The sequence below is a fragment of the Streptococcus sp. AS20 genome, from assembly GCF_000524255.1.
In the GTDB taxonomy this organism is placed as follows: Bacteria; Bacillota; Bacilli; order Lactobacillales; family Streptococcaceae; genus Streptococcus; species Streptococcus constellatus.
In genome coordinates, this window is sequence record NZ_JANS01000001.1 from 47934 (window position 1) to 68697 (window position 20764).

21 protein-coding genes are annotated in these 20764 nt (G+C 38.9%); 17 read left to right on the forward strand and 4 right to left on the reverse strand.

From position 1 onward, the window contains the following. Nucleotides 1-47: 47 nt before the first annotated feature. The 3 genes from HMPREF1514_RS00260 to HMPREF1514_RS00270 are packed head-to-tail and all read right to left on the reverse strand — an operon-like array spanning nt 48 to nt 1649. Entirely contained in the window at nt 48-698 is a 651-nt protein-coding gene (locus HMPREF1514_RS00260; RefSeq protein ID WP_037596414.1) for an ABC-2 transporter permease, read from the reverse strand. Next, on the reverse strand, nt 698-1432 hold the full coding sequence (locus tag HMPREF1514_RS00265) for an ABC transporter ATP-binding protein (RefSeq protein WP_186822129.1): 735 nt from the start codon (nt 1430-1432) through the stop codon (nt 698-700). The genes HMPREF1514_RS00260 and HMPREF1514_RS00265 overlap by 1 nt, the downstream gene beginning before the upstream one ends. A gap of 1 nt (nt 1433) precedes the next feature. Next, nucleotides 1434-1649, reverse strand: coding sequence for an AbrB/MazE/SpoVT family DNA-binding domain-containing protein (locus HMPREF1514_RS00270; RefSeq protein ID WP_006269106.1), 216 nt, complete (start codon nt 1647-1649; stop codon nt 1434-1436). A gap of 240 nt (nt 1650-1889) precedes the next feature. Here HMPREF1514_RS00270 and ruvB point away from each other — a divergent pair, with 240 nt between their 5' ends. The 15 genes from ruvB (at nt 1890) to HMPREF1514_RS00345 (ending at nt 17329) form a co-directional block, all read left to right on the forward strand. Next, nucleotides 1890-2888 (forward strand): Holliday junction branch migration DNA helicase RuvB, encoded by a 999-nt coding sequence (gene ruvB / locus HMPREF1514_RS00275; RefSeq protein WP_037596335.1) that lies wholly within the window; start codon nt 1890-1892, stop codon nt 2886-2888. A gap of 5 nt (nt 2889-2893) precedes the next feature. Beyond that, a complete protein-coding gene (locus HMPREF1514_RS00280; protein WP_037596339.1) occupies nt 2894-3469 on the forward strand; it encodes a nucleotidyltransferase family protein in 576 nt (191 codons plus the stop codon). A 229-nt stretch (nt 3470-3698) separates the two neighbouring features. Further along, nucleotides 3699-4127 (forward strand): low molecular weight protein-tyrosine-phosphatase, encoded by a 429-nt coding sequence (locus tag HMPREF1514_RS00285; protein ID WP_003027217.1) that lies wholly within the window; start codon nt 3699-3701, stop codon nt 4125-4127. A 7-nt stretch (nt 4128-4134) separates the two neighbouring features. Then, the gene (locus HMPREF1514_RS00290; protein WP_006270404.1) at nt 4135-4548 is read left to right on the forward strand and encodes an MORN repeat-containing protein; all 414 of its coding nucleotides are present in this window, start codon (nt 4135-4137) and stop codon (nt 4546-4548) included. Then, the gene (locus tag HMPREF1514_RS00295; RefSeq protein ID WP_037596347.1) at nt 4538-6355 is read left to right on the forward strand and encodes an acyltransferase family protein; all 1818 of its coding nucleotides are present in this window, start codon (nt 4538-4540) and stop codon (nt 6353-6355) included. Before HMPREF1514_RS00290 ends, HMPREF1514_RS00295 begins: the two co-directional genes overlap by 11 nt. Before the next feature lie 360 nt (nt 6356-6715). Beyond that, complete coding sequence (gene adhE, locus HMPREF1514_RS00300; RefSeq protein WP_037596350.1) at nt 6716-9367, forward strand: bifunctional acetaldehyde-CoA/alcohol dehydrogenase; 2652 nt, start codon at nt 6716-6718, stop codon at nt 9365-9367. A gap of 279 nt (nt 9368-9646) precedes the next feature. Further along, nucleotides 9647-10237 (forward strand): HAD family hydrolase, encoded by a 591-nt coding sequence (locus tag HMPREF1514_RS00305; protein WP_198014301.1) that lies wholly within the window; start codon nt 9647-9649, stop codon nt 10235-10237. Nucleotides 10238-10424: 187 nt separating this feature from the next. Further along, nucleotides 10425-11129 carry an N-acetylmannosamine-6-phosphate 2-epimerase gene (locus HMPREF1514_RS00310; RefSeq protein WP_037596353.1) on the forward strand — a complete coding sequence of 235 codons (705 nt, stop codon included), beginning with the start codon at nt 10425-10427 and terminating at the stop codon, nt 11127-11129. Nucleotides 11130-11174: 45 nt separating this feature from the next. Then, nucleotides 11175-12500 carry an ABC transporter substrate-binding protein gene (locus tag HMPREF1514_RS00315; RefSeq protein WP_037596356.1) on the forward strand — a complete coding sequence of 442 codons (1326 nt, stop codon included), beginning with the start codon at nt 11175-11177 and terminating at the stop codon, nt 12498-12500. A 111-nt stretch (nt 12501-12611) separates the two neighbouring features. Next, nucleotides 12612-13499: a carbohydrate ABC transporter permease gene (locus HMPREF1514_RS00320; RefSeq protein WP_003074939.1), complete on the forward strand. Its 888-nt coding sequence runs from the start codon at nt 12612-12614 to the stop codon at nt 13497-13499. 16 nt (nt 13500-13515) lie between these two features. Further along, nucleotides 13516-14346 carry a carbohydrate ABC transporter permease gene (locus HMPREF1514_RS00325; RefSeq protein WP_037596359.1) on the forward strand — a complete coding sequence of 277 codons (831 nt, stop codon included), beginning with the start codon at nt 13516-13518 and terminating at the stop codon, nt 14344-14346. 13 nt (nt 14347-14359) lie between these two features. Continuing rightward, nucleotides 14360-14812 (forward strand): YhcH/YjgK/YiaL family protein, encoded by a 453-nt coding sequence (locus HMPREF1514_RS00330; protein WP_037596361.1) that lies wholly within the window; start codon nt 14360-14362, stop codon nt 14810-14812. Between the two features lie 24 nt (nt 14813-14836). After that, complete coding sequence (locus HMPREF1514_RS00335; protein ID WP_037596364.1) at nt 14837-15484, forward strand: DUF624 domain-containing protein; 648 nt, start codon at nt 14837-14839, stop codon at nt 15482-15484. A 25-nt stretch (nt 15485-15509) separates the two neighbouring features. Then, nucleotides 15510-16427, forward strand: coding sequence for a dihydrodipicolinate synthase family protein (locus HMPREF1514_RS00340; protein WP_037596366.1), 918 nt, complete (start codon nt 15510-15512; stop codon nt 16425-16427). A 17-nt stretch (nt 16428-16444) separates the two neighbouring features. Continuing rightward, on the forward strand, nt 16445-17329 hold the full coding sequence (locus tag HMPREF1514_RS00345; protein WP_037596369.1) for an ROK family protein: 885 nt from the start codon (nt 16445-16447) through the stop codon (nt 17327-17329). A 54-nt stretch (nt 17330-17383) separates the two neighbouring features. Here HMPREF1514_RS00345 and HMPREF1514_RS00350 read toward each other — a convergent pair whose 3' ends face one another. Continuing rightward, a complete protein-coding gene (locus tag HMPREF1514_RS00350; protein ID WP_006270388.1) occupies nt 17384-18229 on the reverse strand; it encodes a MurR/RpiR family transcriptional regulator in 846 nt (281 codons plus the stop codon). A 236-nt stretch (nt 18230-18465) separates the two neighbouring features. Here HMPREF1514_RS00350 and HMPREF1514_RS00355 point away from each other — a divergent pair, with 236 nt between their 5' ends. Then, the gene (locus tag HMPREF1514_RS00355) at nt 18466-18789 is read left to right on the forward strand and encodes a hypothetical protein (RefSeq protein ID WP_003027241.1); all 324 of its coding nucleotides are present in this window, start codon (nt 18466-18468) and stop codon (nt 18787-18789) included. Next, nucleotides 18779-20737 (forward strand): V-type ATP synthase subunit I, encoded by a 1959-nt coding sequence (locus HMPREF1514_RS00360; protein WP_037596372.1) that lies wholly within the window; start codon nt 18779-18781, stop codon nt 20735-20737. Before HMPREF1514_RS00355 ends, HMPREF1514_RS00360 begins: the two co-directional genes overlap by 11 nt. The last annotated feature ends 27 nt before the right edge of the window (nt 20738-20764 follow it).

The window sequence follows — 20764 nt, forward strand, 5'->3', positions numbered from 1 at the left end:
TTGCCCTGATTTCATCAGCAAAGAACGTTTAATTAATATACTCTAATTTACAAATTAATTTCTTCAAAATCTTTCACAGCTTTTTGATAGAAAAGCCATGTACATAACATAAACACGGTGATACCAATCGCCAATATGGCAACCTGCAGTATGCTTAAATTTGCAGGATCATTTAGGCTTTCCAAGCCGGGAATGTGATGTAACACTTCTCCCATGAATATTATGATAGATCCGACTACGCAGAATAAGATGAAAGGCTTCCCAATCTTGTAAGCCGTCTTAAAAAATCCTGCTAAAAAAATACCATTAAAGGACGCGAATACAGCTAATAAATAGCCAAGATAAGCGGCATTTGCATTCATCAATGGATTTGTCACATACGGGGCGGCATTACCTAGAAATTTCATCCTAATAATCGTTAGCAATGCGCATAAGACAAAAGCCATCAATTCGATGAACAAAACAAATAGATACTTAGCTGAAACCACATCTTTTTTCCTTACCGGCAGCATAACCGTGTAGGTAATATCATCGTATTCCCGAACTTGCTGGTAGGTATAGAAAATGCCAAGACAGATAAAAAAGGAACCGACAAGAATAGGGTATCCTGGAATCATCGTCATAGTTGAAAAAGCTATAAACCAATAACTCAAAAGATTTGCTGACAGTTTCATTTCCTTATAAAGAAGTTTTTTCATCATAGATTCACCTCTTCTCTTTCGATATGCACCATAATATCTTCAAGTGTTGGTGCACCACCTATTTCCTCCGTGTAATGGTGGATAAAGTCTTCTTTTTTCGCAGATAAAAGCAATTCTCCATTTTTGATGTAGGTGATCGTATCTGCACATTTCTCCAAATCACTGGTAATATGGGTAGAAAATAAGATTGCTACCCCTTTTTCAGCCAGTTTACGAAAAATTTCATTCATTTCATCTCTGGATACGGGGTCAAGCCCACTGGTCGGCTCATCCAAGATTAAAAGCTTGGCGTGATGAGAAAGAGCCAAGGTCAGATAGAATTTTACTTTCATCCCCTCAGACAGTTCCATAATCCTCTTATTTTCATCAAGTTTAAATGCATCAAGATAATGACGGTAAGTCTCATTATCCCAATTTTCATAAAAAATACGAGTAATGGCTACAATATCCTTTAACTTTTCTCTTTTATAATAATTGATTCCACCTACTGCATACCCAATCTGCTGTTTAATTTTATCCTCATTATCCAGATAGTCCATTCCAAGAATACGAACACTGCCTGCATCAGGATGGACAAGATTTAGAATCGATTTCAGAGTTGTCGTTTTACCTGCACCGTTTCTACCTATAAATCCCATAACTTCACCGGCTTCAATATGAAAACTAACAGGTTTTAATTCAAAAGCCGGATATTTTTTTGTCAGATTATTTATTTCCAGAATATATCCCATATTATTCATCTTCTTTCTCTTCAAAAGCCACTTCCATCAAGTGCGCGAATGCTCCTTTAGGCGGTATAGCGATACCTCGTTTTTCATCGCCAAGAAGCAGAAGCGTATCACCAGGTTTGATATTAAATACCTCTCGTGCCTGCTTCGGTATTACTATCTGACCTTTTTCCCCAACTGTAGCTGTCCATGCATATTTTCCTTTTGGTGTTTTCGCCATGACTGCCTCCCTTTAAGTATGTTTAGTATGAATTGTATAACTAATTATACCACATAATCTTAAAATAACAAACTTTTATGTCATATCATAAATCATACTTGCCACACCAATATACTTAAACTCATTTATAGATAGTAAACTCGTAGTAATTTGATTGGTTTTATTCTTGATAGGGAATACTGTTCCCAGTGTTTATGCGGATAATTGGGATTTGATAATGTTTTTGTTATAATAATAGTTATGAGTAGAATTTTAGATAATGAATTGATGGGAGACGAAGAGTTAGTAGAACGCACGCTTCGTCCCCAGTATTTGCAAGAATATATTGGGCAAGATAAGGTCAAAAATCAATTAAAGATTTTTATTGAGGCAGCTAAGTTGCGAGATGAGGCGCTAGATCACACCTTGCTTTTCGGACCTCCGGGACTAGGGAAGACCACTATGGCCTTTGTTATTGCCAATGAACTAGGAGTCAATCTCAAGCAAACTTCTGGTCCAGTCATCGAAAAAGCAGGTGATTTGGTAGCGATTTTAAATGACCTAGATCCGGGAGATGTCCTCTTTATTGATGAAATTCATCGCTTACCCATGGCTGTGGAAGAAGTACTTTACAGCGCGATGGAGGATTTCTATATTGACATCATGATTGGTGCAGGGGAGACCAGCCGTAGCGTTCACTTGGAGTTGCCGCCTTTTACGCTGATTGGAGCAACGACGCGGGCAGGTATGCTGTCAAATCCTCTACGCGCACGTTTCGGGATTACTGGTCACATGGAATATTATGCAGAAGCAGATTTGACTGAGATTGTGGAGCGAACGGCAGAAATTTTTGAAATGGATATCACTCATGAAGCAGCTGAGGAATTGGCACTGCGCAGCCGGGGTACGCCTCGGATTGCCAATCGGCTTCTTAAACGCGTACGAGATTTTGCTCAAATAATGGGAGATGGCTTGATTGATGCTCATATCACTGATCAGGCTTTATCAATGCTGGACGTGGATCAAGAAGGACTGGATTATGTAGATCAGAAGATTCTTAAAACCATGATTGAGGTTTATGGTGGTGGTCCGGTTGGTCTGGGAACTCTTTCGGTTAATATCGCTGAAGAACGAGAAACAGTTGAAGATATGTATGAGCCTTATCTGATCCAAAAAGGCTTTGTCATGCGGACGAGAACAGGGCGCGTGGCGACGCGCAAGGCTTATGAACATCTAGGATATGAGTATTTGGAAAAGTAGGATTTATGAAAATAGCAGAGCAGGATATTTTAAATCAATTTACTGCAGATAAAGATTTGATGACGATTTTAACAATGATTCGCAGTTTGCAGCTAAAAGATAGTTGGTTGGCTGCTGGCAGTGTACGAAATTTTATCTGGAATTATTTGTCAAATCAACCGGGATTTGATAAAGAGACAGACGTTGATGTAATTTTTTTTGATCCAGCTATTTCTTATGAAGAAACCCTTAAAATCGAGACAAAACTGAAAGAAAACCATCCAAACTATAACTGGGAACTGAAAAATCAGGTTTATATGCATATTCACAATCCTAATACAGAATCTTATCGAGATTCTAGAGATGCTATGAGCAAGTACCCAGAACGCTGTACAGCAATTGGGCTTCGCTTATTGGACAACGACCAGTTGGAATTGTTTGCTCCTTATGGTTTAGACGATATTCTAGAGTTCCGAATTGCATCCACTCCGCATTTCCTAGAAGATGCAGACAGGAGGCAGCTCTATAACATGAGAATACAGAAAAAAGATTGGCAGAAGAAGTGGAACAATCTTCAATTGAATTTCTTTAAAATTTTTTAGAAAAAAGAAAAATCTTTAAGAAAAATTTAAGTCAGCATCGTTATACTATAATCACAAGTTGAGAGAAGCTTAACTTGAACTCCTAAAAACTTTTCTTTTTCATAATAATCTCCCTATAAGAGTCGCCCAATCGGCGGCTTTTTTGAGATTTATAAAGAATTGAAAAAATCTCAAAGGTTAAAATTCCTATTTTTATAGATTTTGTTATAATAGTAAAGAGGTCTATGCTATGAAAAAAATTGTGTTTGTTTGCTTGGGAAATATCTGTCGTAGTCCAATGGCAGAATTTGTGATGAAAGATTTGACAGATGAAGTTTATGTTGAAAGTCGTGCGACTTCGGATTGGGAACATGGGAATCCAATTCACTCTGGAACGCAGGCAATTTTCAGGAAATATGCCATTCCTTATGATAAAGGTAAGACTTCGCAGCAAATATCAATACAGGACTTTGAACGTTTTGATTATATTATCGGAATGGACCAATCCAATCTTCAGGATTTAAAGAAAATGGCGCCAAAGCAATATGCTAGTAAAATTTTCCAATTTGAAGAGAAAAGTGTGCCAGATCCGTGGTACACAGGAGATTTTGATGAAACCTATCAGCTTGTATTGGAAGGTTGTCAAAAGTGGCTGGAGCAGATGAAGAACGAAGATTAAGTAAAAAATGGATACACTAAAAGCATTTTACGAAAAATATAAAATTTATCTTACAAGGCATAATTTAGAGTTGCTAACAGTAACAGTTATTGTCATATCAGCGATTGTTGCCTTTACATCAGGGATTCCAAGTCAAGGGGCTTTGACGTTGGATAAAGGAGCAATCAAGTACAATGGTAGCCTTGTTCGTGGGAAAATGAGTGGACAAGGAACCTTGACTTTTAAAAATGGCGATGTCTATAAAGGGCATTTTAAAAATGGAATGTTTAATGGGCAAGGAACTTTTACCGCTAAAGCTGGCTGGAAGTATGAAGGAAATTTTGTAAATGGTCAAGCAGATGGTCAAGGAAAATTGACGACAGAGGACAATGTTGTCTACAAGGGAAAGTTTAAACAGGGGATTTATCAAAATGCGCGTTAAATGGTTTTCATTAGTGAGGATTACAGGGTTACTTCTAGTCCTGCTCTACCATTTCTTCCAGAAAGCTTTTCCTGGCGGTTTTATTGGTGTGGATATTTTCTTCACTTTCTCAGGCTTTTTGATTACATCTCTCTTGATTGATGAATTTGCCAGAAACAAGGGAATTGACATCAAAGGATTTCTGAGACGGCGATTTTATCGGATTGTGCCGCCGCTTGTGCTAATGATTTTGGTTGTTATGCCTTTCACGCTTTTAATTCGGAGAGATTTTGTGGCGGGGATTGGAACGCAAATCGCTGCTGCCTTCGGTTTTATGACCAATTTCTATGAAATCTTGTCCGGTGGAAATTACGAAAGCCAATTCATCCCGCACCTTTTTGTGCATACTTGGAGCTTGGCTTTGGAAATGCACTACTATATTTTATGGGGGTTGGCAACATGGTATTTAGCAAAGAAAAGTAAGAACGTTGGACAATTTCGTGGTGTCATCTTTCTTGTTTCGTCTGCTTTGTTCTTCATTAGTTTTCTTTCTATGTTTGTCAGAGGTTTTTTCTCTTCAAACTTTTCTGTGATTTACTTTTCGAGTTTTACTCATATCTTCCCATTTTTTGTAGGAAGTGTTCTAGCTACGGTTTCAGGTGTGAGCGACTTGGGAGCACCTTTCCATAAAATAGAGCAAGCGCTTGATTTGAAAAAAACCTTTTATCTACTTGGTGGAAGTTTTGTAGCTTTGCTACTGTTGACTTTTCTTCTGAGGTTTGACAATTTATTGACTTATCTGTTTGGTTTTCTTCTTGCAACGGTATTTTCAGTAGTGATGATTTTAGCAACACGTGTGCTCCATGAGAAGACGCCACATGTTGATGAGCCACCGATTATCACTTTCATTGCAGATACGAGCTACGGTGTCTATTTGTTCCATTGGCCATTCTATATCATTTTCTCTCAATTGATGGGCAATGGTTTAGCTGTGCTTTTGACAACCATTCTCTCCTTTGTTTTCGCTGCCGGCTCTTTTTACCTTTTGGAGCCAACATTAGCAGGTAAAGAGCCCAAAGTATTTGGCTTGAAAATGAATATTAAGCAGATCACAACACCTGTATTTTATAGTTTGATTCCTTTTACCTTGATAACATTGATCATTATGATGACTGCTCCCAAAATCGGTGCCTTTGAAGAAAATTTATTGGTCAATGGACTTAATCAAGCTGATAATAAAATGCAAATCACTCGTACACAAGTTGATCATGCGACAGCCAGCCAATACAATGTTACGAAAGGAACAACTGTTATCGGAGATTCTGTTGCTTTACGGGCAAGTGAATGGCTCAAACAAGCTATGCCAGAGGCTCAAGTAGATGCAGCTGTTAGCCGTAATTTAGCATCAGGATTGGAGGTTTATCAAACAGATATTTCCAATAAAGTACTTCTGGAAAATGTTGTGCTAGCGTTGGGCGCTAATACTGTTGACAACTATGAAAGTCTGCTCAATCAATTTATTGCAAAATTACCGAAAGGTCATCGCTTAATCTTGGTAACGCCTTATGACGGACGCACAGCGCATGATGGGACCAGTATCGCTGTAAAAACACGTCAATATGAATTGGAATTGGCTAAAAAATACGATTATGTCTTTGTAGCAGATTGGTATCAGGTAGCTATCGAACATCCTGAAATTTGGTACGGCACAGACTACGTACACTTTGGTTCAGAGTCGACTACAATCACCAAGGGTGGAGAACTTTATGCTCAAACTGTCAAACAAACGATTGAGGAGGCAACGAAAAAAGGAACCGTTAAGAAATAATAGTAAATAAATTAGGAGTCATGGATTGCATTGCGATTCATGGCTTTTGTGTAGCGTAAGAAGTGAGTGTCATGTGAGCGGAGTAAATAAGGCAACAAAAAAGGCTCTTTGATACAATCTTTTCGCCTATAAAACCTTGGCTCAAGTATGTGAAATATATTTTTTGTGTTTTGAAATTCACAAACAATGCTTTAGGACACAGTAGAAAATACATGTTTTGAAACAAATTCACAATATAAAAGAAAAAGTTTGTGAAGTTTACTTGAAAGTGTTTACAAGAGAAAGAAAATAAGGTATAATAATCTTGTGAAAAAATTAACAAAGGATTTTTAAAAATCCTGAGAACCATTGGAGGAACACATGGCTGATAAAAAAACATTAACTCCCGAAGAAAAAAAGTTAGCTGCTGAAAAGCATGTTGACGAACTTGTTCAAAAAGGGCTAATTGCTCTAGAAGAAATGAGAAAATTAAATCAAGAACAAGTAGACTACATTGTTGCAAAAGCTTCAGTTGCTGCTCTTGATGCGCACGGTATCTTAGCTGAGCATGCTGTTAAAGAAACGGGTCGCGGTGTCTTTGAAGACAAAGCAACGAAGAACCTCTTTGCCTGTGAGCATGTTGTTAACAATATGCGTGGTGTTAAAACTGTTGGTGTTATTGAAGATGATCCAATTACAGGTTTGACTAAAATTGCTGAACCAGTTGGTGTTATCTGTGGTGTAACTCCTACAACCAACCCAACTTCAACTGCGATTTTTAAATCTTTGATTTCATTGAAAACACGCAATCCAATTGTGTTTGCTTTCCACCCATCTGCTCAAGAATCTTCTGCTCATGCAGCACAAATCGTTCGTGATGCAGCGATTGCAGCAGGAGCACCTGAAAACTGCGTGCAATGGATTACTCAACCATCTATGGAAGCTACAACAGCTTTGATGAATCATGAAGGTATTGCAACCATTCTTGCGACTGGTGGGAATGCTATGGTAAAAGCTGCTTATTCATGTGGAAAACCAGCCCTTGGAGTTGGTGCTGGAAATGTGCCAGCTTATGTTGAAAAATCAGCTAATATCCGCCAAGCAGCACATGACATCGTTATGTCTAAATCTTTTGATAACGGAATGGTTTGCGCGTCTGAACAAGCAGTTATCATTGATAAAGAAATCTATGATGAATTTGTAGAAGAATTCAAATCATATCATACTTATTTTGTAAACAAAAAAGAAAAAGCCCTTCTGGAAGAATTCTGCTTTGGTGCTAAAGCGAACAGCAAAAACTGTGCTGGTGCTAAGCTAAATCCAAATATCGTTGGTAAATCAGCTGTTTGGATTGCAGAACAAGCTGGATTCACTGTTCCAGAAGATACCAATATTCTTGCAGCAGAATGTAAAGAGGTTGGTGAAAAAGAACCTTTGACTCGTGAAAAATTATCACCAGTTATTGCAGTCTTGAAATCTGAAGATACTGAAGACGGACTTAAGAAAGCACGTCAAATGGTTGAATTCAACGGTCTTGGTCACTCAGCTGCTATCCATACAAAAGACGAAACTCTTGCAAAACGTTTCGGTACGGAAATAAAAGCAATGCGTATCATCTGGAACTCTCCATCTACTTTCGGTGGTATTGGGGATGTATATAATGCCTTCATTCCGTCATTAACGCTTGGATGTGGTTCATACGGACGCAACTCAGTTGGTGATAACGTATCCGCTATCAACCTTCTCAACATCAAGAAAGTAGGGAAACGTAGAAATAATATGCAATGGTTTAAAGTTCCTTCAAAAATCTACTTCGAACGTAACTCAATCCAATATCTTCAAACTTGCGAAGGCATTGAACGTGTTATGATTGTTACCGATAAATCTATCGAAAAACTTGGCTTTGTGCAACGTGTGATTGATCAATTGAATCTCCGTGCAAATAAAGTGACGATTCAAGTCTTCTCAGATGTTGAACCAGATCCAGACATCACAACAGTCCGCCGCGGTACTGAAGCAATGCGTGAATTTGAACCAGATACAATCATTGCACTCGGTGGTGGTTCTCCAATGGATGCGGCTAAAGGAATGTGGATGTTCTATGAACAACCAGAAGTTGACTTCAGCGATCTTGTTCAAAAATTCATGGATATTCGTAAACGTGCCTTCAAATTCCCATCACTTGGTAAGAAAGCGAAATACATTGGTATCCCAACAACATCTGGTACAGGTTCAGAAGTAACACCGTTTGCTGTTATCTCTGATAAAGCAAACAATCGTAAATACCCACTTGCTGACTATGCTTTGACGCCAACCATTGCGATTGTTGACCCAGCTTTGGTAGAATCTGTTCCAGCATTTATCGCAGCAGATACAGGTATGGATGTTCTAACTCACGTTACAGAAGCCTATACTTCAAACTTTGCTAATGACTATACAGATGGTATTGCCCTTCAAACCATCAAGTTAGTCTTCAAATACTTGGAAAAATCTGTAAAAACGGCTGACCCAGAAGCCCGTGAAAAGATGCATAATGCCTCTACAATGGCTGGTATGGCCTTTGCAAATGCCTTCCTTGGAATGAGTCACTCAATGGCGCATAAGATTGGTGCTGTTCACCACACCATTCACGGACGTACAAATGCTATTTTACTTCCTTATGTTATCCGTTATAATGGAACTCGTCCATCTAAGACTACAACATGGCCTAAATACAATTACTGGAAAGCTGATGAAAAATTCCAAGATATCGCTCGTATGCTAGGTCTTCCTTGCTCAACACCAGAAGAAGCGGTTGAAGCGTATGCTAAAGCTGTTTATGACCTTGGTGTAGCGGTTGGTATCAAGATGAACTTTAAAGATCAAGGAATTGATGAAAAAACTTGGAAAGATAGCTTACATGATATTGCCGTTCTTGCTTATGAAGATCAATGTTCACCAGCAAATCCACGCTTGCCAATAGTTACTGACATGGAAGAAATTATGGCTGATGCCTACTATGGCTATGCAGAACGTCCAGGACGTCGTAAATAGACAGTAAAGTTTGTTCTAATTTGAATCGTTCGTCATTGTACAGACAATGTATTCAGATTTTTAGACATAAAACAGTTTATCAGTCACCATCTCCCTGCTTTTGTAGGGAGATTTTTCTATTTGGAGAGAGTGTCCTTTCTCTTGCTTGATATTGTATGCGCTTTCCTGTAAACTAGTTGTGAAAAAAGGAGGGCGGTCATGTTTCAATTGTTGGTATTTGATATGGACGATGTCATTGTGGATACGGAATATCTAGATTTTCAATTACAATAAGCATTTGTGTGCTTGTTTAGTTCAAGTCCAAATGAGTTGTCTCAGCAAGATTTTTCGATTTTAGTTGGAAAATCTTATACGGCTCTTTATCGTTGTATTAAACAGCTCAGCCAGACAAGTTTATCTTTGGAAACAATCGATCATCAACTAGACAAGTTTGCAGCAGAAAAATATCAAGAGGTAAACTACCAAGAATTGTTTCAGAAAGCTATCGTGCAGATTCTCTTATATGCTAGGGAAAATCATATAAAAGTAGCACTTGTATCGTCTTTTAGATATCAACATATTATAGAAGTTCTGACTTCTTGTGGAATTAAAGAATATTTTGACTTGATTGTCAGTGGTGAAGATTTTGCGGAAAGCAAGCCTAATCCAGCGATTTATCAAGTTATTTTAGAAAAATTGGATATAAATGTGGGAAATGCTGTAGCTATTGAGAATTCTTTTTGTGGTATTGCTGCTGTTAAGAGTGCAGGGTTAAAGATTATTGCTTATGAAGAAAAGAGGATACCTGTTGACCAGAGTCAAGCTGACATGGTCGCAAAAGATATGATTGAGATTTTCTCAATACTACAAACCTTGAAGGAGAGTGAATGATTGCGATGCTTTGGGTATCGTTTTCTTGAAACTACTTTCAAGATTTAAGAGAAAAGTGAGCATTATCAGAAATTAGAACCTAAATATCGGATGTTATTGAAAGCGTTTTAAAAAACAGCTATAATAGCACTGTGAGATTGAAAGCGCTTTAAAAATCGATCTACAATAGTAAAGGAGAAGGCTGTCTATGGCAAAAATGACAAAAGACGAGCTGATTGCCAAAATAAAAGCTGGCATCATTGTTTCCTGTCAAGCTCTGCCACATGAACCGCTTTATACTGATGCAGGTGGGGTTATTCCTCTTTTAGTGAAAGCGGCTGAACAAGGAGGCGCTGTTGGTATTCGAGCGAATAGCGTTCGGGATATTAAGGAAATTAAAGAGGTCACTTCGCTACCCATTATTGGTATTATCAAGCGAGATTATCCACCTCAAGAGCCATTTATTACCGCAACGATGCGAGAAATTGATGAACTAGCAGCTCTGGATATTGAAGTGATTGCTTTTGATTGTACAAAGCGGGAGCGTTTTGATGGTTTAAAGATTGCGGATTTCATCAAGCAAGTGAAGGAGAAATATCCTCATCAATTGTTCATGGCAGATGTGAGTACCTTTGAAGAGGGAGCTGCTGCGGTAGAAGCGGGTGTGGACTTTGTAGGGACAACTTTGTCGGGCTACACTTCTTATAGTTTGCAAGGTGAGGGGCCGGATTTTGATCTGATAAAAAATTTATGTGATGCAGGTTTGGATGTTATCGCGGAAGGAAAAATTCATTATCCAAGTGAAGCTAAAACGATTCATGACTTAGGTGTTAGAGGAATTGTAGTAGGTGGTGCCATTACGCGTCCAAAAGAAATTACAGAGCGTTTTGTTGCAGCAGTAAGTGAAAAGTAGGAACAATTTTATCCTAAAAAGGATGACAATAAAAGGAGAAACAATATGAGGATGAAGAAAATACTTTGTTCGTTAGTTGCAGGAGCTGCAATTTTATCTTTGGCAGCATGTGGAAATTCAGGTGGTTCAAACAAGTCGGCTGATTCAGGTAATTCTTCTGGTAAGACAGAGATTACTTGGTGGGCTTTCCCAGTCTTCACGCAAGAAAAAGCAAACGATGGTGTTGGAACTTATGAAAAAGAAATTATCAAAGCATTTGAAAAAGCCAATCCAGATATTAAAGTGAAACTAGAAACAATTGATTTCAAATCTGGTCCAGAAAAAATCACAACGGCGATTGAAGCAGGAACAGCACCAGATGTCCTCTTTGACGCACCGGGTCGGATTATTCAGTATGGTAAAAATGGTAAATTGGCAGAATTGAACGATCTCTTTACAAATGATTTTGTCAAAGATGTCAATAACAATCAAATCATTCAAGCCAGCAAAGCTGGTGACAAAGCTTATATGTATCCAATTAGCTCTGCGCCATTTTACATGGCATTGAACAAGAAAATGCTGAAAGAAGCTGGTGTGTTAGACCTTGTTAAAGAGGGCTGGACAACTGCTGACTTCGAAAAAGTATTAAAAGCATTGAAAGCTAAAGGGTATACTCCTGGCTCACTCTTCAGTAATGGTCAAGGTGGTGACCAAGGTACACGTGCTTTCATTTCAAATCTTTATGGTGGTTCTGTAACAGATGATAAGGTGACAAAATATACAACGGACAGTCCAAACTTTGTCAAAGGTTTGAACAAAGCAGTGAGCTGGATTAAAGATGGTTTGATGACAAACGGCTCTCAATTCGATGGTGGAGCAGATATTCAAAACTTTGCAAATGGGCAAACTTCTTATACTGTTCTTTGGGCACCTGCGCAAAAAGGCATCCAAGCTAAACTCTTGAAAGCTAGTGGTGTCGAAGTTGTGGAAGTGCCATTCCCATCAGATAACGGAAAACCAGCTTTGGAATACCTTGTAAATGGTTTTGGTATCTTTAACAATAAAGATAAAAAGAAAGTAGAAGCTGCTAAAAAGTTTGTCAAATTTATTGCGGATGATAAAAAGTGGGGGCCAAAAAATGTTGTTCGTACAGGTGCCTTCCCAGTCCGTTCCTCATTTGGAAAATTGTATAATGACAAACGGATGGAAACAATCAGCACTTGGACAAAATATTATTCACCATATTACAATACGATTGATGGATTTGCAGAAATGAGAACACTCTGGTTCCCAATGTTGCAATCTGTTTCAAATGGCGATGAAAAAGTTGAATCTGCTTTGAAGACCTTTACAGAAAAAGCAAATGAAACCATTAAAAAAAGTAAAAAATAAATAATGTAACGATTTCCCTTTTTCTGTTGTTGGTTTCATAAAATAGGAAAAGGGAATTTTTTATCAAAAAGAGGAGGTCAGTATCTCCTCTAGCTAAATGAGGTGTTGAATGTGAAAGTGAATAAAATAAGAATGAGAGAAACGGTGATTTCCTATGCTTTTTTGGCACCAGTTCTATTATTCTTTATTGTCTTTGTATTGGCACCGATGGTGATGGGATTTGTAACGAGTTTCTTTAATTATTCTATGACTTCCTTTTCATTCGTTGGATTGGACAATTACTCACGAATGTTTAAAGATCCAGTCTTTATTAAATCTCTCATTAATACGGTGATTATCGTTATTGGTTCGGTACCAATTGTTGTGTTGTTCTCTTTGTTTGTGGCTTCTCAAACCTATAGTCAGAATGCGATTGCACGGTCATTTTATCGGTTCGTCTTCTTCCTGCCGGTGGTAACAGGGAGTGTAGCTGTAACGGTTGTATGGAAATGGATTTACGACCCACTGTCAGGGATTTTGAATTTCGTCCTGAAGTCGGGTCATGTCATCAATCAGAATATTTCTTGGCTGGGTGATAAGCATTGGGCGTTGATGGCGATTATTGTGATTTTGCTGACAACTTCTGTCGGGCAGCCTATTATTCTCTATATTGCTGCTATGGGAAATATTGACAATTCATTGGTGGAAGCTGCGCGTGTTGATGGAGCGACAGAGCTGCAAGTTTTCTGGAAGATTAAATGGCCAAGTCTTTTGCCAACAACTCTGTATATTGCGATCATTACAACAATCAATTCCTTCCAATGTTTTGCCTTGATTCAGCTGTTGACATCCGGAGGGCCAAACTATTCAACCAGTACATTGATGTATTACCTGTATGAAAAAGCCTTCAAGTTATCTGAATATGGTTATGCTAATACCATGGGAGTATTTTTAGCTGTCATGATTGCTTTGATTAGCTTTGCCCAATTCAAGATTCTTGGAAATGACGTCGAATATTAAAGAAAGGAGAGACAAGATGAAACAGAAAAAAATGAGTGCCTTTACGGTAATTTCAACGATGATTCTCTTGGTGTTGACCGTTCTCTTTGTTTTTCCTTTCTATTGGATTTTAACAGGGGCTTTCAAATCGCAGCCAGATACGATTGTCATTCCACCTCAATGGTGGCCTAAGATGCCAACATTAGAAAATTTCCAACAGCTGATGGTGCAAAACCCAGCCCTGCAATGGATGTGGAATAGTGTCTTTATCTCGCTAGCGACCATGTTTTTGGTCTGCATTACTTCTGCCTTAGCGGGTTATGTTCTGGCTAAAAAACGTTTCTATGGGCAGCGGCTTCTTTTTGCAACTTTTATCGCTGCTATGGCTCTGCCTAAACAAGTAGTACTGGTTCCTTTGGTCCGTATTGTCAACTTTATGGGAATTCATGATACACTAGCTGCAGTTATTTTGCCTCTTGTTGGTTGGCCTTTTGGGGTTTTCCTCATGAAGCAATTTAGTGAAAATATCCCAACGGAATTGTTGGAATCTGCTAAGATTGATGGCTGTGGTGAGATTCGGACATTTTGGAATGTTGCTTTTCCGATTGTGAAACCAGGTTTTGCTGCCCTTGCCATTTTTACTTTTATCAACACATGGAATGATTACTTTATGCAATTGGTCATGTTGACATCGCGGCAGAATCTAACGATTTCACTTGGAGTGGCAACGATGCAAGCTGAAATGGCAACGAATTATGGTTTGATTATGGCTGGTGCTGCTATGGCAGCTGTTCCGATTGTAACCGTCTTTCTTGTCTTCCAAAAATCCTTCACACAAGGTATTACCATGGGAGCTGTGAAAGGATAAGGAGGGAAAACGAATGATTTTCGATGAATTGGAAAATCTCGCCCATTACAAAGGTATCCATAATCATTTAGATTGTGCCATTGATTATCTCCTAACTCACGATTTAAGCAATTATGAGTTAGGACGGTATGAGATTAATGGAGACAAAGTTTTCTTCTTTGTGCAGGAAAATGAGCTTAATCAAGAAGAGAATGATGGCTTTGAATTTCATCATCGTTATTTGGATTTGCATTTTCTCTTGGAAGGGCGAGAAATAATCCAGTATGGCTATGAGCAAACGGAACTTCGCAAGGTTTATGATGCAGAGAAAGATATTGGTTTTAACACTTGCAACCAAGTCTATCCGCTAGTTTTGGATCATCGGAATTTTGTGGCGTTTTTACCAGAAGAAGCTCATCACCCAAATGGTTTTGCTGGCAAGGGGTTGACGGTCAAGAAATGCGTGGTAAAAGTGCTATTTGACTAACTAGAAAAATAAAGGAGATTGAGCATGGAGAACAGAAGCTCTCAGTTAGTGAAATCTATTTTTAATACGGATAATTTATTCATGAGAATTTGTGAAAAAATTCTTGATTTAGTGACAGTCAATCTTCTTTTTCTGCTGTCTTGTCTACCACTTGTTACGATTGGTATTGCCAAAATTAGCTTGTATGAAACTTTGTTTGAAATCAAGGGTGCGCGTCGCGTAAAAGTCACAGCGATGTACATGCAAGCATTTAGAAAAAATTGGAAAGTCGGTTTAAAACTTGGTTTGTTAGAACTGCTACTTGTAGGAATCAGTCTATTTGACCTCGTGCTTTTTTGGAAGCAGGAAACAATGCTGTTTCAAATGCTAAAAGCAACTTGTATAGGTGTCATCATTTTTACTAGTTTGCTGTTTTTATGCATCTATCCTTTGGCAGCTAAGTTTGAAATGACGATAAAAGATCTATTACAAACGGGACTGATCATGGTGAGTTTGCATTTCCCGTGGTTCTTTTTGATGATAGCCTTATTAGCTGTAATTGTCTTTTTCCTCTCTAGTTCAGGATTTGTATTGCTACTGGGCTTTACTCTTTTTGTATTAGTTGGCTTTGCAGCCTTAGGATTTTTGCAATTGCCTATTATGGAAACTATTTTTAATAAATATAAACGATAAAACCAATTAACTTGGAGAATAAAATATGAGAGATTTAAAAAAATATGAAGGGGTCATTCCGGCCTTTTATGCTTGCTATGATGATCAAGGCGAGATTAGTCCAGAGCGCGTGCGAGCTTTGGTAGAATATTTTCTTGAAAAAGGAGTTCAAGGCTTGTATGTTAATGGCTCATCTGGTGAATGTATCTACCAAAGTGTTGCTGATAGAAAATTGATTTTAGAAGAAGTAATGGCAGTGGCAAAAGGGAAATTAACTATTATTGCTCACGTCGCTTGCAACAACACCAAGGATAGTATGGAGTTAGCGCGCCATGCAGAAAGCTTGGGAGTGGACGCTATTGCGACCATACCACCGATTTATTTTCGTTTGCCAGAATACTCGATTGCTCAATATTGGAACGATATTAGCGCAGCTGCCCCACATACAGACTTTGTGATCTACAATATTCCGCAGTTGGCAGGTGTAGCTCTGACGCCAAGTTTATATACAGAAATGCTCAAAAATGAACGTGTGATTGGCGTGAAGAATTCTTCCATGCCTGTCCAAGACATTCAAACCTTTGCAGCACTTGGTGGGGAAGACCACCTCGTCTTTAATGGACCAGATGAGCAATTTTTAGGCGGTCGCCTGATGGGAGCAAGAGCAGGCATCGGCGGAACATATGGGGCTATGCCAGAACTTTTCTTAAAGCTCAATCAATTGATTGCCGACAAAGAATTGGAGAGAGCAAAAGAATTACAATTTACCATCAACACTATTATCGGAAAATTAACTGCTGCTCATGGAAATATGTATTCTGTCATCAAGGAAGTCTTGAAGATCAATGAAAATCTAAACATTGGTTCTGTTCGTGCTCCGTTAACACCAGTGACAGGCACAGATCGTCCGATTGTAGAAGAAGCAGCTCGCTTGATTCGTGTAGCTAAGGAAACGTTCTTGTAATAAAAAAGAGGTGGATTATGGGGAAATATGTTGCCATTGATATTGGTGGAACAAATATCAAATATGGTCTGATTGATGATACTGACACCTTGCTGGAAGCGCATGAAATCCCAACAGAGGCTCATAAGGGCGGTCCAGAAATTTTACACAAGGTAAAGGGAATTGTAGCACGTTATTTAGAACAAATTCCAGTTGCTGGGGTTTGTATCTCCTCGGCTGGAATGGTCGATCCAGATAAAGGAGAAATCTTTTATGCTGGTCCTCAGATTCCGAACTATGCAGGTACTCAGTTCAAGAAAGTGGTAGAAGAAACATTTGCCGTTCCTTGTGAGATTGAAAACGATGTCAATTGTGCTGGCTTAGCGGAAGTCATGTCCGGGAGCGGAAAGGGAGCGAACATTGCGATTTGTTTGACGATTGGGACGGGTATAGGTGGCTGTTTGCTGGTGGATGGTCAGGTTTTTCACGGCTTTAGTAATTCAGCCTGTGAAGTCGGTTATGTGTATCTATCAGATGGTGCATTCCAAGATGTGGCTTCAACGACGGCCTTGGTCAATTATGTAGCAGAACTTCACGGAGAAGATCCTGCTATGTGGAATGGACGGCGCATTTTCAAGGAAGCAACAGAAGGAAATGCACGCTGTATCCAAGGTATTGACCGCATGGTCAACTATCTGGGACAAGGGATTGCCAATATTTGCTATGTAGTCAATCCAGAAGTGGTGATTTTAGGTGGCGGCATTATGGAGCAAGAGGCCGTTCTTCGTCCTCGAATTGAGGCTGCTATGAAAGCCTGCTTGGTACCAAGTATCGCTAAAAAAACCAAGCTCGCTTTCGCTTACTATCAAAATACAGCAGGAATGTTTGGTGCCTATTATCATTTTAAAAATAAACAACAATAGATAAAAAGAGCAAGTGAGGTTCTCAGGAAAATCTGAACTCAACTTGCTCTTTTGTTATTTATGTCGTTGGTAGTAACCATTTAATTTTTTATTTTCCCAATAGCTGTTGAAGATTTTTTCTTTTTTCTCCCGATCAATTTCAAGGAAAAAGGCATAGAGTAAGTCAATCACCAGCAACATAGAAAATTGAGCTGAGATGCGCAAAATATACTCTGGTTTGCTTTGAATGGCAACAGGAATGATTTCCGTAAATTGTTGGTCAACTTTGTCTGATTGGCCTGTTACCAATACAGTTTTAGCTCCCATTGCTTTGGCATCCATCAGACTATTGATGATAGATTGGGTTTGTCCTGATAAAGAGAAACCAATCACCAAGCAATTTTTGTCTAAAATACTGGTCGTCCAAGCAAAGCCGTCTTGATCTGTCAAAGCTTCGCAGATGACCCCAAGCCGCATGAAGCGCAGTTTCATATCACGAGCTACCAACCCTGAACTACCAATACCAAAAAAATACACTCGATCCGCTTCTTCGATAAACTGCACCACACGCAACAGTTTTTCTTCATCAATCAATTCCTCTGTCTGTTGTCGAATTTGAGTATAATTTCGCAAAACTCTACGGGACACATCGTGTTGTAAGTGATTGGTTTCTTCTACATTACTTTGCAGTTGATGAATATATTGAAAATTAAACTCTCTGTAACCTTTAAATCCACATTTTTTTGCAAAGCGAGTAAGTGCCGCCTGGGAGATGAAAAGAGTTTGCGCAACTTTTTGCGAAGAAAGGTCGTCGTAGATACTAGAAGGATTTAAAAAGTAGTTTGCAATCCGCTTTTCTAAGTCGGTCATGCTGTCAAAATGGCTTTCGATTCTCGCCATAATATGTCGCGTATTTTTCATAGATGTACTCTCTTTACTTGTAGTGATATAGAACAAATGTTTTGAAAAACCTATTTGTATTATAACATAGTTTTACAAAATAAGACGCTGGGTAGCTTGATAAATAACACACGGTGAAATGATTTCAATTAAGCGCAGAAAAGGAATAAAACTCTGTGACGAATGGTTTGAAAATGTGTTATAATTTACACAAGTAAACGTTACAGCCATTGTATGATACAAAGGAGGTGCAAGATATGACGAACGCTACTCTTGAGCAAATGCAAGAAATTGAGCGAGCAGCAGATGAAGTGCTAGCTGGTTATCAACATCAGATTCGGGAGTTGCAAGACCAAGCTGCTAGGGATTTGAAGCAGCTAGGGCGAGCCTATGATGAAGAAAAACAACAGTTGCTTATTGAGTTAAAGGAACAATCTGAAAAAGAGATTGCTAGCTTGACACAAGACTTGGAAAAAACGAAACAAGAGAACGAAGAAAAAGTCCAAGCAGCTTTGTCAAATAAAAAAGAGGCGTTACTGCAAATGATTGTAGACAGGGTGGTAGAAAAATATGGCAATTAGTCAAATGCAGGAGTTGTCGCTGCTGTTGCCAAGAGAATTGTTGGATAAAATCCTTTCCTATCTGCAAGATCTCCAATCGGTTGAAATTCAGGATTTACAAGCAAAAGAGACCTGGAAAGGTGCTTTTGAGAAAGAGTTAGTGTGGAATCCTGATACATCTTTTTCGGAACACCTTCAAGCTTTGACTCGGCGGCAGGAAAAACTCGCACGTATGATTGAAAACCTGCAAGCATTTGTTCCTAAGAAAAAAATGCTGGAATCATTGAAGGAAGCTCCGTTGGAAACAAGCTTTGTCAGTTTAGAACAGATGGGACAAGCGCGTGACGAAGAAGCGTTTCTTGCGGCGATTCAGCAACAATTTCAAGTGTTGGCAAGAGCACAAGAAGTCAAAGAAACGGCTCAGTCGGAAGTAGCGGAGTTGGAAAAATGGGCAAGTTTAGACGTTACTCCAGTAGTACTTAAGCAATTTAAATATCTTCGTGCGTTTGTGGGAACCATTCCAATTAGTGGAAACAATCAGTTCAATATTCGATTGCAGGATTATCCCAATCTGGAAGTTCGAGAGGTTTTTACTAGCAGTACAGAAAAAGGAATCCTTGTGTTATGTAAAGCAGAAGTTGCTAAAGAAACCCAAGCAGTTTTGACAGAACTTGGTTTCAAGCTGTTTGAATATGCTTTTGAGGAATTGCCAAAGGAGCGTTTGGTAGCATTACAAGCGATGATAAAAGAGCAAGAAGTACTCATAACTTCAACAAAAATACAACTGGCGTCTTCAAATGAAGAATTAAAACAACTCAAGTGTCAGTTGGATTATGTATTGAATTTAACTTCTCGTCAAGAAAGCAAGGAAGCTCTTGCTAGTACACAGAATTTGGTTGCCTTAGAGGGCTGGATTGAGCAGGAGCAGATAGAAGATTTAAGAATGGGACTCACGCAGCAATTTGGTGGTGCTGTCTTGCTTCAAATCCATGAAATGACGGCAGCTGATCGACAGCGCGTGCCGACAAAACTCAAAAACAATGTGCTGGTTGAGCCGTTTGAGTTGGTAACGGAAATGTATTCGCTGCCGAAGTACGAAGACAAAGATCCAACACCCGTTGTGTCGCTGTTTTATTTTATCTTTTTTGGTATGATGGCAGCTGATATTGGTTATGGTTTGTTGCTCTTTGGTGGAACAAGTTGGGCTTTGAAGGCTCTACATATCAAGCCAAATCTGGCTAAGAATTTACGCTTTTTTAGAATTTTAGGAGTCGGTGTTGCACTCTGGGGAGTCATCTACGGTTCATTCTTTGGTTTCAAATTGCCTTTTGCGATTGTTGATACCAGTACGGATGTGATCACCATTCTGATTATGTCAGTCGTGATTGGGTTTATTACAGTCATGACAGGGCTTTATCTCAGTGGTGCAAAGAATATTCGCATGAAAGACTATGCGGAAGCCTATAATTCAGGTTTTGCTTGGATGCTGATTCTCGTCGGGCTGGCTTTATTAGCAGCGGGTCGATTATTCCCATCGCTTGCTATTGCTGGTTTGATCGGACAATGGCTTGCTATTATAAATGCTGTGGGTATTGTACTCGTTTCTATTATCAGCGCTAAGAGTTTGAAAGGATTGGGGCCTGCATTGTTTAATTTATACAATATCAGCAGTTATGTGGGCGATTTGGTGAGTTTCACGAGACTTATGGCTTTGGGTCTTGCAGGTGCGAGCATTGGTTCAGCCTTTAACTTAATTGTTAGTCTCTTTCCTCCTTTTGCTCGCTTCAGTATTGGTATTGTGCTATTTATCGCCCTTCACAGTATCAATATGTTCCTCTCCTTTTTATCAGGCTATGTACATGGAGCACGTTTAATTTTTGTTGAATTTTTTGGAAAATTCTACGATGGTGGTGGAAAAGCCTTTAAACCTTTGAAACCAGCAGGGAAATATGTTCGCTACAAAAAGTAGTTCAGCGAAATTGTTTTAATTGCTCAG

Coding starts and splice junctions, on each gene's coding strand:
- HMPREF1514_RS00330 (WP_037596361.1), top strand. CDS start 14,360: ATGATTTTCGATGAATTGGAAAATCTCGCCCATTACAAAGGTATCCAT.
- adhE (WP_037596350.1), top strand. CDS start 6,716: ATGGCTGATAAAAAAACATTAACTCCCGAAGAAAAAAAGTTAGCTGCT.
- HMPREF1514_RS00350 (WP_006270388.1), bottom strand. CDS start 18,229: ATGAAAAATACGCGACATATTATGGCGAGAATCGAAAGCCATTTTGAC.
- HMPREF1514_RS00335 (WP_037596364.1), top strand. CDS start 14,837: ATGGAGAACAGAAGCTCTCAGTTAGTGAAATCTATTTTTAATACGGAT.
- HMPREF1514_RS00265 (WP_186822129.1), bottom strand. CDS start 1,432: ATGGGATATATTCTGGAAATAAATAATCTGACAAAAAAATATCCGGCT.
- HMPREF1514_RS00280 (WP_037596339.1), top strand. CDS start 2,894: ATGAAAATAGCAGAGCAGGATATTTTAAATCAATTTACTGCAGATAAA.
- HMPREF1514_RS00345 (WP_037596369.1), top strand. CDS start 16,445: ATGGGGAAATATGTTGCCATTGATATTGGTGGAACAAATATCAAATAT.
- HMPREF1514_RS00295 (WP_037596347.1), top strand. CDS start 4,538: ATGCGCGTTAAATGGTTTTCATTAGTGAGGATTACAGGGTTACTTCTA.
- HMPREF1514_RS00360 (WP_037596372.1), top strand. CDS start 18,779: ATGGCAATTAGTCAAATGCAGGAGTTGTCGCTGCTGTTGCCAAGAGAA.
- HMPREF1514_RS00325 (WP_037596359.1), top strand. CDS start 13,516: ATGAAACAGAAAAAAATGAGTGCCTTTACGGTAATTTCAACGATGATT.
- HMPREF1514_RS00340 (WP_037596366.1), top strand. CDS start 15,510: ATGAGAGATTTAAAAAAATATGAAGGGGTCATTCCGGCCTTTTATGCT.
- HMPREF1514_RS00270 (WP_006269106.1), bottom strand. CDS start 1,649: ATGGCGAAAACACCAAAAGGAAAATATGCATGGACAGCTACAGTTGGG.
- HMPREF1514_RS00315 (WP_037596356.1), top strand. CDS start 11,175: ATGAGGATGAAGAAAATACTTTGTTCGTTAGTTGCAGGAGCTGCAATT.
- HMPREF1514_RS00355 (WP_003027241.1), top strand. CDS start 18,466: ATGACGAACGCTACTCTTGAGCAAATGCAAGAAATTGAGCGAGCAGCA.
- ruvB (WP_037596335.1), top strand. CDS start 1,890: ATGAGTAGAATTTTAGATAATGAATTGATGGGAGACGAAGAGTTAGTA.
- HMPREF1514_RS00285 (WP_003027217.1), top strand. CDS start 3,699: ATGAAAAAAATTGTGTTTGTTTGCTTGGGAAATATCTGTCGTAGTCCA.
- HMPREF1514_RS00260 (WP_037596414.1), bottom strand. CDS start 698: ATGAAAAAACTTCTTTATAAGGAAATGAAACTGTCAGCAAATCTTTTG.
- HMPREF1514_RS00290 (WP_006270404.1), top strand. CDS start 4,135: ATGGATACACTAAAAGCATTTTACGAAAAATATAAAATTTATCTTACA.
- HMPREF1514_RS00310 (WP_037596353.1), top strand. CDS start 10,425: ATGGCAAAAATGACAAAAGACGAGCTGATTGCCAAAATAAAAGCTGGC.